Raw genomic sequence first — 13,510 nt, 5'->3', positions numbered from 1 at the left:
CGCTGGCGTCTGGGCGCAGCTAGATAGCCTGCATCGAACCCGGTTGCCCGCACGCTGGTCGCAACAGCTCGGTTGCGCGCCGAGGCCTCGGGTTCAATCAACACAGCGAAAGGCAATTCCGATGGCACGTTTTCCGGTCCATACGCGCGACTCCGCGCCTGAAGCCTCCAGGCCCGCGTTGCGCGACGTCGAGGCGCGGTTTGGCATGATCCCCAACCTTGCGGCGGCGATGGCGACGTCGCCCGTGCTCATCCAGAGCTTCATCGGCATCTTCGACAAGGTTCACAGCGGCAGCTTCACCGAGCAGCAGATCCAGACCGTGCTGCTCACCGACGCGGTAACCAATGGCTGCGCCTGGGCGGTCGCGCTGCATTCCGCGCTCGGCTTGCAGGCCGGTCTTGCTCCGGCCGATGTCGAGGCGATGCGTGCCGGCCGCTCGCCTGCCGACAAAACACTCGGTGCACTCTCGACGCTGGCGAGGTCGCTGATCGAAAAGCGCGGGCGGCTCGACGACGAGGAGATCGAACGATTCCTGGCGGCCGGGTTCTACAAGGACCTCGTGCTTGAAGTGATCACCATCGTGGCGGCATCGACCATCACCAACTACACCGGCAGCGTGACCAACCCGCCGCTGGAGGCCGCATTGCAGGCGCATGCCTGGAATGGCTGAGCCGATCTCGCCTGAGCGCCGAGCACTGCACGCCGGCTGTGAGGCCGGCATGCGGCTCTGATCGCTGTACTGCAAGCCCGGACCAGTGCGTGATGAGGTTAGGTTGAAAAGCGGTCGCGACGGCGGTGCGCTCCCTCTCCCGCTTGCGGGGGAGGGTTGGGGTGGGGGCTCTCTCCACGGTACAGACCGGATAGATACCCGACAGTTTAGACCGGCATGATTGCCGACAGGTTTCTAGAAGCATCGGCGGGAGGGCCCGACGATGCCGTTCAGAGAGACCAGTCGGATGGAAGAGCGTATCCGGATGCTTATGGAGTACGAGAGCGGGAACTGGAGCGTGTCGGAGTTGTGCCGCCGTCACGGTATCTGCCGCGACACGTTTTACGCATGGCGCCAGCGGAAGCAGAGCGGCGATCCGGAGTGGTTCAGGGACCGTTCGCACGCGCCGCAGCAATGCCGACAAACGACCGATGCGGCGATTGCAGAGAAGGTGATCGCGGCTCGGCAGCGCTTTCCCTATCTGGGACCGCGCAAGCTGCTCGCCCTGCTTGACCGCCAGGCGCCGGAGATCGATTGGCCGGCGGCGTCGACGATTGGGAGCATTCTCAAGCGCGCGGGGCTGATCTCGCCGGTGAAGCGCCGCCGCCGTCCGCTCGACCAGCGGCGTCCCTGCACGCCGGTGCAGGAGCCGAACGACGAGTGGAGCGTGGACTTCAAGGGTTGGTTCCGCACCCGCGACCAGTGCCGGATTGATCCGTTGACGGTGGCTGACAGCCACAGTCGCTTCCTGATCGAACTGCAGATCGTCGCACCGACGACCGAGGGCGTCCGCCCCCGCTTCGAGAGGGCTTTCCGCGAGCATGGCCTGCCGCGGGCAATCCGCTGCGACAATGGTTCGCCGTTCGGCTCGCGCGGCGCCGGCGGTCTCACCACATTGTCGGTCTGGTGGCTGAAGCTCGGCATTACGCCGCACTTCATCCGTCCGGCCTCGCCGCAGGAGAACGGTCGCCATGAGCGCATGCATCGCACCTTGAAGGCGCAAACATCGAGCCCACCGGCAGATAATGCGTCCGAGCAACAGGCCCGCTTTGACGCCTTCCGAGAGCATTACAATAAGGAACGTCCTCACGAAGCGCTGGGCCAACGGCCGCCGGAGGACGCCTATCGAGCATCTCAACGCACCATGCCGGATCGCGAGCAAGACCCCTGGTATGACGCCGATCACCAGGCCCGCCGTGTTCGCGGCAATGGGGAGATTAAATGGAAAGGCAAGTTCGTCTTTATCGGTCAGGCGCTGGTGAACGAACTTGTCGGCATCGCCGAACTCGATACCGGTGACCACGTCGTCCGCTTCTGCGACCTCGACGTCGGTCTCATCGACCGCCGCGGCCTGTTCACCCGGTTCGCTCCGCCTCGTGAGGGGCTGCGCGAACCGGGCGAACAGACCGCTTAACCCAAACTGTCGGGGATCATGCCGGTCCAAAATGTCGGGAATCATGCCGGTTGAACACGCGAGTCATGTCGTGGAGAGAGCCCCCACCCGGATCGCATCTTTGATGCGATCCGACCTCCCCCGCAAGCGGGAGAGGTGTAGCCAGTCTGCCGCGAGGCCGCTTCAACCTGACTTCACCTTACTCTACTCTAGCGTGACTCTAGCGCGCAAATCTGGCGCGGTAGTCCTGCGGTGTGGTGGACAGCAATCGCATAAAGCTGCGGCGCATCGTCTCCTCGGACCCGAAGCCGCAACGCTGTGAAATCCGCTTGATCGGCAGGTGCGTCTCCGAGAGCAGATGCCTGGCGCCCTCGACCCGCAATCGCTCGATCGCGCGCGCCGGCGTCAACCCGGTCGCATCGGCATAGTGCCGGCTGAAGCTGCGTTCGCTCATGCCGGCCTGCCTGGCGAGCGTTGCAAGCGAGAGGTCTTCGGCCAGATGATTGCCGACCCAGTCATGCAGCGCGCTGAACCGGTCGTCGGTTGTTTGCAGCGACAATAGTTCGCTGAATTGAGCCTGCCCGCCCGGCCGTTTGGAAAACACCACGAGATAGCGCGCGACGGCGAGTGCCGTCGCGCGGCCGAGATCTTCCTCCACCAGCGCCAGCGCGAGGTCGATCCCCGACGTGACGCCCGCCGAGGTCCAGAACGATCCATCGCGCACGAAGATCGGATCGGGCTCGACCCGGACAGCGGGAAAGCGCTCGGCGAGTTCTGCGCAAAATTGCCAATGAGTCGCGGCGCGTCGACCGTCGAGGGCACCCGTTGCGGCGAGCAGGAACGCGCCGGTGCAGACCGACGCGGTGCGGCGCGCTTGCGTGGTGCGTCTGCGCACCCAGTCGACCAGCACGGCATCCGCCGTTGCGGCGTTGACGCCGTCGCCGCCCGGAATCACCAGCGTGTCGACGGCGGCATCGATCGCGGAAAGCGGATGCACCGCAACGCCGACACCGGCCGATGCTTCGATGGTGGGACCGTCCTTGCCGACAACGCGGACTTCATAGGGCTCGGCGTTGCCTGCCTTGGCCATCTGCGCGTTGACGGACGCGAACACCTGCAGCGGCCCGGTGACATCGAGCAGTTGCACCGCCGGGTACGCCAGCACTTCGATCAGGCGTCGGCCTTTTGGCGGAAAATGTGGGGGCTTTGGCGTCATCGCCGGAACGTGCCGCGCTAGTTTCGCTTTGTCCATAGCGCACGGGAAGTTCGAGGGAAGTTCGATGATTGCTCACGATGTTCATCTCCGGATCGGATCGCTCTTGTTCGAAGGCGTCGATCAAATCGATTTGACCGGGCCGTTCGAGGTGCTGTCGCGGATTCCGAATTCGACCTACCGCATCTACGGCAAGACTTTGGAGCCGGTTCGCGACATCAAGGGATTGCGGCTGACGCCGGACGCCACGCTGGCCGACGCGCCGCCGCTCGATGTGCTGCATGTGCCTGGCGGATTCGGTCAGGAGGCGCTGATGGAGGACGGCGAGGTTCTTGACTGGATCCGCGCGCAGGCCGCGGGGGCATGCCGCATCTTTTCGGTCTGCACCGGGGCCCTGATCTGCGGAGCGGCCGGGCTTCTCAGGGGACGCAGGGCGACGACGCATTGGGCGTCGTTTCATCTGCTGCCGTTCTTCGGCGCTGTGCCCGTGAACGAGCGCGTGGTGGTGGATGGAAGCTACGTCTTCGCTGCCGGCGTCACCGCAGGCATCGACGGCGCATTGCGGCTGGCGGCCGAATTGCGCGGCGACGATGTCGCGCGGGCGATCCAGCTCTATATGGCCTATGCGCCGGAACCGCCCTTCAACAGCGGCACGCCGGAGACCGCGCCACCCGAGATCCTGCAGCAGACGCGCCAGGCGACACGCGCGATCACGGCGCAGCGGGAAGAGACCGCACGCCGTGTGGCTGCCAGGTTGGGTGTTGTTGTTGCCGGAGACTAATTCCCCGGTTCGAACGTGCAGTCGGCGCCGCCGCCGGCCTTGTCCTTGATCACGGCGGGATCGAGCGTGCAGGACAGTTTTGACAGCGCCTCGTAGATCGTGCCGGCGGCGCCGTCGGGCGGCACGCCGGCGAGCGCAACGGTGGCGAAGATCGCGTTGGCTGCGCTTCCCTTCACGGTGTGGGTCTTGCTGCCGAAGGTCAGTTCGCAGGAGCGCGAGGTGATGTCGACATTGCTGGCGCGGCAGACCACCTTGTCTGCGGTGACGGTGATCTTCGTCGTGGCGGGGACATTGCTGTCGCCGTTGAAGAACGCGGCGACCGCGGCCTTCTCCGCAGGCAGCAGCGGCGAATAGGGCGCCACCACGCCTGCCAGCGCCAGCGCGACCGAGCCGGTAGTGGTCGCGGGCGCAGCCGCTGCGGCGGACGCGGCCAGCGACAATGAACATGCGAGGATAGTCAATCGGCCAAGTCTCATTCCAAGCCTCATTCCAGTCTCCTGTCGCTGCGCCTTCCGCGGCGCGGAATCGCTACCACGCCTTGCGGCCTCAATGGGTGACTCCATTCAGCGGCCATCCTGCAACTTCGTGTGAGGGACGGTGCGCGCACAGGGCAGGGCGGCCCCGCGCGGATCGGCTTGCGCGATCGCGCCATCGGCGGCACAGTCCCCTCTGCGGTAGCGATGCCGCCAACAATGAAGACAAAGATATTCCGAGGAGCGCCATGGTGGCCACGCGCATCGACTGCGACATCCATCCCGCGGTGGGGGGAACGCGCACCACGCTGCTGCCTTATCTCAGCGATCACTGGAAGGAACAGGTCGTCAGCCGCGCCATCGACGGGCTCGACCTCAATTCCTATCCGCCGTCGATGCCGCTGTCCGGCCGCGCCGACTGGCGGCCTTCCGACGGAAGCAAGCCTGGCAGCGATCTCGCCATGGTGCAGCGCGGCGCGTTCGACCAACTCGGCGCCAGCCATGCGATCTGCAACGTCGTCTATGGCGCGCAGGCGGTGTTCGATTCCTACATGGCGGCAGACTTCTGCAAGGCGATCAACGACTGGATCGCCGCCGAGTGGCTTGCCAGGGACACGCGGCTGCGCGCCTCGATCGTGGTGCCGATCCAGGCGCCGGACCTTGCGGTCGAGGAGATCGAGCGCAGGGCCGGCGATCATCGCTTCGTCTCCGTGCTGGTGCCCTCGCAAGGCGAGACGCTGCTCGGGCGGCGGCATTACTGGCCGATCTATCAGGCCGCGGAGAAGTACAGATTGCCGATCGCAATCCACGCCGGCAGCGCCTACCGCGGCGCGCCGAGCTCGATCGGCTGGCCGTCCTATCGCTACGAATATTATCTCGCGGAAGCGCAGGCGTTCCAGGCGCAGGCGCTGAGCCTGATCTATGAGGGCGTGTTCGGGAAGTATCCCGGATTGACTGTGGTGCTGATGGAGTCGGGCGTCAGCTGGCTGCCGGCGTTCATGTGGCGGGCGAACAAGACCTGGCGCGGCGTGCGTGTCGAGGTGCCGTGGGTCGAGCGCGAGCCGGCCGCGATCATCCGCGACCATTTCCGCGTCACCATGCAGCCGTTCGACGGCCCGCCGGATGCCACCGGTGTCGCCGACGTCATCGACCAGATCGGCTCCGACAAGATGTTCCTGTTCGCATCCGACTATCCGCACTGGCAGTTCGACGGCGACGATCCGATCCCGCGATATCTGCCTGACAGTATCGTCAAGCGGATGTGCGAGGATAATCCGCTGGAAACCTTTCCGCGCCTGAAGCTCGATTCCTAGTTCGCGCGCATGATCCGGAAAAGTGGGAACCGGTTTTCCGATAAGATCATGCGCCAAACAAAAACGAGGATCGCATGAGTGATGTCATCGACCGTCCGATGCTCGACCAGGAGACCACCGCCGCGACGCGGCTGAAGATCATCGATTGCGACATTCATCCGAGCATCCATGCGCACAGCGACCTCAACGAGTTCCTGCCAAAACGCTGGCAGCAGCATCTGAAGGAATATGGCAGCCATCTGCGCACGCCCTATATCGGCACCACGCCGTATCCGCGCTCCTCGCCGCTGATCGCGCGGCGCGATGCCTGGCCGCCGACCGGCGGCGTGCCCGGCTCCGATCTCGATTTCATGCGCAAGCAGCACCTCGATCCCTTCGACGTCGAGTTCGGGATTCTGCAGGTGCTAGACCTCTTCATCTTCTCGCAGCAGAATCTGGAATTCGGCGCCGCGATCCAGCGCGCCATCAACGACTGGCAGCTCGCCTTCTGGGCGCATCGCGATCCCAGGCTAAAGGCCTCGATCCTGGTCGGGCAGGATGGCTCCGACCTCGGCCTCGCCGAGATCGAGCGCTGCGCCAAGACCGGCGAATACATCCAGATCAACGTCTCGCCGCCGGCCAACGAGCCGCTCGGCCGCCGCCGCTACTGGCCGATCTATCAACGCGCGCAGGAGCTCGATCTGCCGCTCGGCATCCATGTCGGCGGCTATGGCGGGCACGCGCCGACCGGCGGCGGCTGGCCGTCCTATTACTGCGAGGAGCATCAGTCGAACGCGCACACGGTGGCCTCGAACCTCACGAGCCTCGTGCTTGAAGGTGTTCCCGAGCGTTTCCCGAAGCTGAAGATCGTGTTCATCGAGGGCGGCTTCGGCTGGATTCCCGCGACGATGTGGCGGATGGACCAGCATTTCGAGCGCTTCCGCAGCGAGGTGCCGCATCTCAAGCGCAAGCCGAGCGAATATGTGAAGGAGCATTTCTGGTTCACCACCCAGCCGATCGACGAGCCCGATGAGGCGAGGCATCTGCGCCAGCTGATCGAATGGGTCGGCATCGACCGGCTGTTGTTCTCGTCGGACTATCCGCACTGGGACTATGACGACGCGCGCTACGCGTTCAAGACGCCGCTGACGGAGGCCGAGCGGCGCAAGATCTTCAACAGCAACGCCCGCGCGGTTTACAAGTTCTAGGATCATGAGATTAGGACGAGTAGCAACCGCGACGGAACCGAGCCCCCTCTCCCGCTTGCGGGGGAGGGTTGGGGTGGGGGTGTCGCCGCTTGCGACACTCTTCGTGTGGAGAGAGCCCCCACCCGTATCGCATCTAGCGATGCGATACGACCTCCCCCGCAAGCGGGAGAGGTGCAGCGAGTCTGTTGCCGAACCGTTTCAAGCTGACCTCACCCTGCGCTAGGATTCAAATGGCCCGTCACATCGTCGCGCGCACCAGCGAGATTCCCGCCGGCGGAAACAAGGTGTTCGGCCTTGAGGGCCGCGATATCGTCGTGTTCCACGTCAATGGCGAGTTCTTCGCGTTGCTCAATCGCTGCCCGCATGAGGGCGCGCCATTGGAGAAGGCGGCCTGCGTCGCGCGGCTGACCTCGCCGGAGCCCGGCATCTATCAGCGCGACCGCGTCGGCGAGATGCTGCGCTGTCCTTGGCACGGCTGGGAATTCGACATGCGCAACGGCCAGTCCTGGTTCGATCCGAAACGGTTCAAGATCCGCTCCTATCCGGTCGCGGTCGAAAGCGGCGCGGAGTTGCAGAAGGGGCCGTACGTCGCCGAGACGTTCCCGGTGCACATCGAAGACAATTACGTGATCGTCGAGGTGTAAGGGCCGCCGCCACGAAACCGTCACGCCCGGCGTTGTGCCGGGCATCCACGTCTTTGCTTGGTTGATGGAAAGACGTGGGTGGCCGGGACGAGCCCGGCCATGACGAGAAATGAGATCGTTGCACTATTTGCAATAATGAAGTGCCGTTGTCGGCGATTATAATGTGACGTGCAATGGGCCACCTTGAGGGTGCGGCCGGGAATGGATCCCGTCCACGACATCAGGAACGGCATCATGAAGCTCTATCACTTTGCTCTTTCCGGCCACGCGCATCGCGCCCGCCTGTTCATCTCCCTGCTGGGTATTCCGCACGAGCTGGTCGAGGTCGACCTCAAGTCCGCCGCGCAGAAGACGCCGGAATTCCTCGCGCTCAATCCGTTCGGCCAGGTGCCGGTGCTGGACGATGACGGCACGATCATTGCCGATTCCAACGCGATCCTGGTCTACCTCGCGACCAAGCTCGGCCGCACCGATTGGCTGCCGCAGGATGCGAAGAGTGCGGCCGCCGTGCAGCGCTGGCTCTCGGTCGCCGCCGGCGATCTCGCGTTCGGACCTGCTGCGGCGCGGCTCATCACCGTGTTTGGTGCCAAGCATAATCCGGACGATGTGATCGCCCGCGCCCATCTCCTGCTGAAGCGGCTCGAAGCGCATCTCGCGGGTCGCGACTGGCTGGTCGGCACGGGACCGACGATCGCCGACGTGGCGCTCTACAGCTATCTGTCGAGCGCGCCCGAAGGCAATGTCGATCTCTCCGACTATTCCCGCGTCAATGCCTTCCTGCGCCGGATCGAGGCGCTGCCGGGCTTCGTGCCGTTCGCCAAGACCCGCGTCGGTCTCGCTACGGCAGCGTAACGTGCTGACCGGGCGTGCCTTCGGGCACGCCCGTCCAACCCCCGAAGGGGAGGGCTGCGAGATGAGCGACAGGCGAACCAAGAACAAGCTGGCCGTGTGGCATGCCGGCGAGAAGGCGATCCAGCAGAAGGTCGGCGTGGCCGAGAAGATGGCGGCCGTCGGCCAGCGCGCGGTGCGCGACTTCATGCCCGATCAGCACCGCGACTTCTTCGCGCAAATCCCCTTCATCGTTGTCGGCAGCGTGGACCGCAGCGGCGACGCATGGGCCTCGCTGCTCGCCGGCCGGCCCGGCTTCATTTCGTCGCCGACGCCACACAGCCTCGAGATCGATGCGCGGCCCGACCCCAGCGATCCCGTCAGCGAGGGCATGCGCGACGGCGATGCGATCGGATTGCTGGGAATCGAGTTGCACACGCGGCGCCGCAACCGTGCGAACGGGTTGCTTGGTGCATCGTCGGGCAAGGTGCTCAACTTCGAACTCGATCAGAGCTTCGGCAATTGTCCGCAATACATCCAGCTCCGCGATTTCCGCTTCGTGCGCGAGCCGGATCAGCGGTTCACCGGGGTGATCGAGCAGAGCCCGACGCTCGATCAGGCCGCGCGCGACATGATCAAGGCGGCCGACACGTTCTTCGTGGCGTCTTATGCCGAACGCGAGGACCGCCGCCAGGTCGACGTCTCGCATCGCGGCGGCAAAGCGGGCTTCGTCCGGGTTGGCGACGACGGCACGCTGACGATTCCCGATTTCGCCGGCAATCTGTTCTTCAACACGCTCGGCAACATCCACCTCAACGGCAAGGCCGGGCTGGTGTTTGCCGATTTCGAAACCGGCGACCTGCTGCAACTGAGCGGTGACGCCGAGGTGATCCTGGACTCGCCGGAGGTCGCGGCGTTCCAGGGCGCCGAACGGCTGTGGAGCTTCCGCGCCCGCCGTGTGGTGCGCCGGCGCGGCGCGCTGCCGCTGCGCTGGGCGTTCCGGGCGGACGGCTGGTCGCCGAATGCGTTGATGACCGGCAACTGGGCGCAGGCCGCCGACCGCATCCGCGCGGCCGAGCTTGCGACGCAATGGCGTCCGTTCAAGGTGACTGACATCGTCGACGAGAGCCGCTCGATCCGCTCGTTTCATTTGCAGCCGGATGACGGGGCAGGGTTGCTTCCGCACGCGGCGGGGCAGCATCTGCCGATCCGCCTCTCGATCCCCGGGACGGACAAGCCCGTCATCCGCACCTACACGGTCTCGGTCGCGCCGTCCGACGGCAAGTACCGCATCAGCGTGAAGCGCGACGGCCTGGTGTCGCAGCATCTCCACGACCACATCCATGTCGGCGACATCATCGAAGCGGGCGCGCCGAGCGGCGGCTTCACGATCGATGCGCGCGAGAAGCGGCCCGCGGTGCTGCTCGCCGGCGGCGTCGGCATCACGCCGATGCTCGCGATGCTGCGCCACGTGGTCTACGAGGGCCTGCGCACCCGCGGCATCCGGCCGACCTTCCTGTTCCAGGCCGCGCACACGAAGCAGGATCGTGCGTTCGGCGACGAATTGCGGCAACTGGCTGAGGCCGCCGGTGGTTCCGTCCGCATCATCCGCGTGCTCGGCGACGTCGATGGCGCCGAACAGGGTGCCGACTATGACGCCGCCGGGCGGATCGACATGGCGCTGCTGTCGCGCGTCCTGCCGTTCAACGACTATGACTTCTATCTGTGTGGGCCGCCGCAGTTCACGCAGTCACTCTATGACGCCCTGCGCGGCTACAACATTGCCGACGACAGGATTCGCGCTGAGGCGTTCGGTCCGTCGTCGCTGGTGCGGAAGCCGGACGTGGTCACGGCCGCACCACCGCGCCGGCCGCCCGCGACCATGCCGGTCCCGGTGGTCTTCACCGCATCGCTGAAGGAGGCGCGCTGGACGCCGGAGTCGGGAACGCTGCTCGAACTGGCGGAAGAGCGCGGTCTCAGCCCCGTGTTCAGTTGCCGCGAAGGCAATTGCGGAACGTGCCGAACCCGATTGCTGGCAGGCGCGGTGACTTATGTGAAGGAGCCCACCGCCGAGGTGGCCGATGACGAGGTGCTGATCTGTTGCGCCGTGCCGGCGCAGCCGGACGCCGAGGGCGAGGGCCGGATCCAGCTCGATCTCTGACCGGCCGCGTTCGCCGACCACTCGGCCCGCGCAGCGCCGTCGCGATTGCTCAGCCCATGCTGCCCGGCATGAAGCAGCGCGGCCGCGGGTGACCATCCAGATAATACGGCCAGACCATGGTGCGGCCGGCGCGGTTCGGTCCTGTAACCACGGCGTCCTCGGGAACGTCGACCCACTCGCCCTCGAGGCGCACACGATAGTGGCCGTCCTTGGTGTCCCAATCGGCATCGTCGACGCGTCGCGCGTCGCTGCCGTCGCAGCAGGGTCCCTTGCCGCTTTGCAGGCTCTCATACCAGCCGTTCAGCTCGGGATGCTGGTGATCATGGGCTAGAGCCGGACCGAACGCCGGCATCGCCAGCAGCGCGGTGAATAAAACGAGCGTCGCACGCAAAAACGGTTTGTCCATCTGATCCCCAAATCCGGAAAGCCCATGGCAGCCAATCCGGACATGGTCATCGGAAGCTCTACATCAATAAGATGATAATCGTCATATATTCACATTCATGCGAGGCGCGGAGTGAGCCAGGTCAGGCCGGGTGCCGTTAAAGTCAGGCGAGCAGGCCCATCACCTGGTCGATCACGGCCTTCACCTGTTTCGACTCCGGCCGCTGGTGCGCGAGCGCCAGCAGGCCGGCATGCACCACCATGATCGTGTGCGCGGTGACGTCGGGGTCAAAGCCCTTCCTGAACTGGGCGCGATCGGCGCGCAGCCGCGTGCGCAACAGCTCTTCGAGCCGCCGGTTGTAGCGCTCGATGCTCTTGCGGACCTCGGCCCGATCGAGCGAGCCGTCGGCCGCGGAATTGATCGACAGGCAGCCGCGCTGCCCCTTCTCGCCCGAGCAATAGGGGATGAACCCGGTGAGCCATTGCCTGATTGCCTCGCGCGCGGGCCCCGGCTGCGCCAGCGTGCGTTCGGCCCAGCCCAGAATGCCGTCGTGGTAGCGATCGAGCACCTTCAGGAACAGCGCGCTCTTGTCGCCGAATGCCGCGTACAGGCTGGGCTTGGCGATGCCGCTCGCCGCCGTGATCTCGTCGAGTGAGGTTGCCTGAAACCCCTTCTGCCAGAACACCTGACGGGCGATTTCCAGGACGTCGTCCGGATCGAAGCTGCGCGGCCTTGCCATACCGCTGTTTTATGTACTCCCGCGTCGGATGTGAAGCCTTCACCTTGCTGTGAAGGCGCTCCGGGCCATTGACGCGAGCCTCATTCTGTACTTACTGGTACATAACAAAATCGGGAGATGGTGCCATGAAGGCGGTTCAGGTTGTTGCGTTCGGACGTCCTGCTGATGTGGTCAAGCTCAACGAGGTGGCTGACGTTGATAGCCCCGGCCCCAACGAGGTGGTGGTCGCCGTCGAGGCGGCGCCGATCAACAACTCGGATTTCATGATCATGGCCGGACGCTACGGCTATCTGCCGTCGCCGCCGGCCACGCTCGGCATCGAGGGCGTCGGGCGGGTGATCGCCGCGGGATCGCAGGTGAAGAACCTCAGGGAGGGCGACCGCACGCTGATTCCGTTCACGGTCCCGACCTGGACCGAGCGCGTCAAATTCACGGCGTCGTGGCAGCGCCCGCTGCCCGAACACGCCGATATCCAGCAGCTCTCCATGATCGGGGTCAATCCGGCGACCGCCTATCTGCTGCTGACCGATTTCGTCAAAGTCCCGCGCGGCGGCTGGGTGATCCAGAACGGCGCCAACTCGGCGACCGCGCGCGCGGTGATCGGCATCGCCAAATCGCTCGGCCTCAAGACGGTCAACGTCGTCCGGCGCGAGGAAGTCGTGGATGAGGTCAAGGCGATCGGCGGCGATATCGTGCTGGTCGACGGACCGGACCTCGCCAAGCGCGTCGCCAGGGAGACCGGCGGGGCGCCGATCCAGCTGGCGCTCGACGTCGTCGGCGGCGCGTCCGCCTTGAACCTGATGAACTGCCTGGCATCGAAGGGCGTGCTGGTCATCTACAGCGCGATGAGCGGACAGCCGTTCTCAGGTTCGGCCTTGAGCGTGATCTTCAATGAAGTGTCGGTGCGCGGCTTCTGGCTGGGACATTGGGGCAAGACCGCAACCGATGAGGCCTTGGCCACGATGTACGATCATCTGGTGCCGATGGTCGCATCCGGCGCAATCAGCGCGCCGGTCGTCGGGACCTACGGCCTCGAGGGATTTTCGAAAGCGATCGCCAAGGCCGCGGCGTTCAAGGGCAAGGTGATCTTCACGCCCAACTAGGACGTGATGAGATTAGGTTGGATAGCAACCACGAAGACGCTGCGCTCCCTCTCCCCGTTCTTAACGGGGAGAGGGTTGGGGTGAGGGGCCGTCTCCGCGTATTCGGCGATAGCTGCGCTTGCGGAGGCTCCCCCTCACCCGGAACGCATCTAACGATGCGTTCCGACCTCTCCCCGCACGCGGGGCGAGGTGGAGTCCGTTGCTCGATTTGAAGTAAACTCATCTTGCCCTAGCACTTCGCCGTTGATTGGACGCTGTCGGCACCCCGGTGTAGACATGTCGCATGACGGCGCAAGCCAACTTCGAAGCGATTGCCGGGGAGGTCATTGCCTCCCTGAACAATCATTCCCAGATCCCGACATTCTCCTCGCGGCCTGGCGGCATCACGCTTGGCCGGCGGCATTCCCCTCGAAGACATCACCGTTCGGTTTGGCTGACCGCGCGTCGCGCCAGGCTGGGATAGTCATGTGATTGTCTAAGCTTAGGACGTCAGCGCCACGACCGCCGGGGTGCGCCATCAATGCCATTGCATCTTGAGACCCGGCCGGCTTACCGCTACCAGTGCAATCCGGAAGCGGTGC

Annotated in this window: 13 protein-coding genes; 9 read left to right on the top strand and 4 right to left on the bottom strand. The window is 65.0% G+C overall.

The window, feature by feature from the left end:
• Positions 1–121 precede the first annotated feature (121 nt).
• Together WDM24_RS34995 and WDM24_RS34990 are read left to right on the top strand one after the other, a co-directional pair.
• Positions 122–670, top strand: coding sequence for a carboxymuconolactone decarboxylase family protein (locus WDM24_RS34995; RefSeq protein WP_338828997.1), 549 nt, complete (start codon positions 122–124; stop codon positions 668–670).
• A gap of 286 nt (positions 671–956) precedes the next feature.
• Positions 957–2,123, top strand: coding sequence for an integrase core domain-containing protein (locus tag WDM24_RS34990; protein WP_224496526.1), 1,167 nt, complete (start codon positions 957–959; stop codon positions 2,121–2,123).
• A gap of 199 nt (positions 2,124–2,322) precedes the next feature.
• Here WDM24_RS34990 and WDM24_RS34985 read toward each other — a convergent pair whose 3' ends face one another.
• A complete protein-coding gene (locus tag WDM24_RS34985) occupies positions 2,323–3,318 on the bottom strand; it encodes a GlxA family transcriptional regulator (protein ID WP_338828996.1) in 996 nt (331 codons plus the stop codon).
• 64 nt (positions 3,319–3,382) lie between these two features.
• Here WDM24_RS34985 and WDM24_RS34980 point away from each other — a divergent pair, with 64 nt between their 5' ends.
• A complete protein-coding gene (locus tag WDM24_RS34980) occupies positions 3,383–4,096 on the top strand; it encodes a DJ-1/PfpI family protein (protein ID WP_338828995.1) in 714 nt (237 codons plus the stop codon).
• Here the strand turns inward: WDM24_RS34980 and WDM24_RS34975 are convergent.
• Positions 4,093–4,572: a hypothetical protein gene (locus WDM24_RS34975; protein ID WP_338828994.1), complete on the bottom strand. Its 480-nt coding sequence runs from the start codon at positions 4,570–4,572 to the stop codon at positions 4,093–4,095. The two genes, WDM24_RS34980 and WDM24_RS34975, sit on opposite strands and share 4 nt — an antisense overlap.
• Positions 4,573–4,817: 245 nt before the next feature.
• Here WDM24_RS34975 and WDM24_RS34970 point away from each other — a divergent pair, with 245 nt between their 5' ends.
• The 5 genes from WDM24_RS34970 to WDM24_RS34950 all read left to right on the top strand — a co-directional run bounded on the left by WDM24_RS34970 (position 4,818) and on the right by WDM24_RS34950 (position 10,702).
• Positions 4,818–5,882, top strand: a complete 1,065-nt coding sequence (locus WDM24_RS34970; RefSeq protein WP_338828993.1) for an amidohydrolase family protein — start codon at positions 4,818–4,820, stop codon at positions 5,880–5,882.
• Positions 5,883–5,956: 74 nt separating this feature from the next.
• Positions 5,957–7,069 carry an amidohydrolase family protein gene (locus tag WDM24_RS34965; RefSeq protein WP_338828992.1) on the top strand — a complete coding sequence of 371 codons (1,113 nt, stop codon included), beginning with the start codon at positions 5,957–5,959 and terminating at the stop codon, positions 7,067–7,069.
• Between the two features lie 230 nt (positions 7,070–7,299).
• Positions 7,300–7,713 carry a Rieske (2Fe-2S) protein gene (locus WDM24_RS34960; protein ID WP_156928449.1) on the top strand — a complete coding sequence of 138 codons (414 nt, stop codon included), beginning with the start codon at positions 7,300–7,302 and terminating at the stop codon, positions 7,711–7,713.
• Positions 7,714–7,947: 234 nt separating this feature from the next.
• A complete protein-coding gene (locus tag WDM24_RS34955) occupies positions 7,948–8,565 on the top strand; it encodes a glutathione S-transferase (RefSeq protein WP_338832504.1) in 618 nt (205 codons plus the stop codon).
• Positions 8,566–8,626: 61 nt separating this feature from the next.
• Positions 8,627–10,702, top strand: a complete 2,076-nt coding sequence (locus WDM24_RS34950; protein WP_338828991.1) for a pyridoxamine 5'-phosphate oxidase family protein — start codon at positions 8,627–8,629, stop codon at positions 10,700–10,702.
• A 49-nt stretch (positions 10,703–10,751) separates the two neighbouring features.
• Here the strand turns inward: WDM24_RS34950 and WDM24_RS34945 are convergent, their stop codons facing one another.
• Positions 10,752–11,108 carry a hypothetical protein gene (locus WDM24_RS34945; RefSeq protein ID WP_338828990.1) on the bottom strand — a complete coding sequence of 119 codons (357 nt, stop codon included), beginning with the start codon at positions 11,106–11,108 and terminating at the stop codon, positions 10,752–10,754.
• Positions 11,109–11,250: 142 nt separating this feature from the next.
• Positions 11,251–11,826: a TetR/AcrR family transcriptional regulator gene (locus tag WDM24_RS34940; protein ID WP_338828989.1), complete on the bottom strand. Its 576-nt coding sequence runs from the start codon at positions 11,824–11,826 to the stop codon at positions 11,251–11,253.
• A 125-nt stretch (positions 11,827–11,951) separates the two neighbouring features.
• Between WDM24_RS34940 and WDM24_RS34935 the strand changes: the two genes are divergently transcribed.
• A complete protein-coding gene (locus WDM24_RS34935; RefSeq protein ID WP_338828988.1) occupies positions 11,952–12,929 on the top strand; it encodes a 2-enoyl thioester reductase domain-containing protein in 978 nt (325 codons plus the stop codon).
• Positions 12,930–13,510: the final 581 nt, after the last annotated feature.

This window comes from Bradyrhizobium sp. 27S5 (genome assembly GCF_037217225.1).
GTDB lineage: Bacteria > Pseudomonadota > Alphaproteobacteria > Rhizobiales > Xanthobacteraceae > Bradyrhizobium > Bradyrhizobium septentrionale.
Note: the sequence above shows the minus strand (reverse complement) of the source record. Positions and strands in the feature narration are given on the sequence as shown.

Coding starts and splice junctions, on each gene's coding strand:
- WDM24_RS34995 (WP_338828997.1), top strand. CDS start 122: ATGGCACGTTTTCCGGTCCATACGCGCGACTCCGCGCCTGAAGCCTCC.
- WDM24_RS34990 (WP_224496526.1), top strand. CDS start 957: ATGGAAGAGCGTATCCGGATGCTTATGGAGTACGAGAGCGGGAACTGG.
- WDM24_RS34985 (WP_338828996.1), bottom strand. CDS start 3,318: ATGACGCCAAAGCCCCCACATTTTCCGCCAAAAGGCCGACGCCTGATC.
- WDM24_RS34980 (WP_338828995.1), top strand. CDS start 3,383: ATGATTGCTCACGATGTTCATCTCCGGATCGGATCGCTCTTGTTCGAA.
- WDM24_RS34975 (WP_338828994.1), bottom strand. CDS start 4,572: ATGAGACTTGGCCGATTGACTATCCTCGCATGTTCATTGTCGCTGGCC.
- WDM24_RS34970 (WP_338828993.1), top strand. CDS start 4,818: ATGGTGGCCACGCGCATCGACTGCGACATCCATCCCGCGGTGGGGGGA.
- WDM24_RS34965 (WP_338828992.1), top strand. CDS start 5,957: ATGAGTGATGTCATCGACCGTCCGATGCTCGACCAGGAGACCACCGCC.
- WDM24_RS34960 (WP_156928449.1), top strand. CDS start 7,300: ATGGCCCGTCACATCGTCGCGCGCACCAGCGAGATTCCCGCCGGCGGA.
- WDM24_RS34955 (WP_338832504.1), top strand. CDS start 7,948: ATGAAGCTCTATCACTTTGCTCTTTCCGGCCACGCGCATCGCGCCCGC.
- WDM24_RS34950 (WP_338828991.1), top strand. CDS start 8,627: ATGAGCGACAGGCGAACCAAGAACAAGCTGGCCGTGTGGCATGCCGGC.
- WDM24_RS34945 (WP_338828990.1), bottom strand. CDS start 11,108: ATGGACAAACCGTTTTTGCGTGCGACGCTCGTTTTATTCACCGCGCTG.
- WDM24_RS34940 (WP_338828989.1), bottom strand. CDS start 11,826: ATGGCAAGGCCGCGCAGCTTCGATCCGGACGACGTCCTGGAAATCGCC.
- WDM24_RS34935 (WP_338828988.1), top strand. CDS start 11,952: ATGAAGGCGGTTCAGGTTGTTGCGTTCGGACGTCCTGCTGATGTGGTC.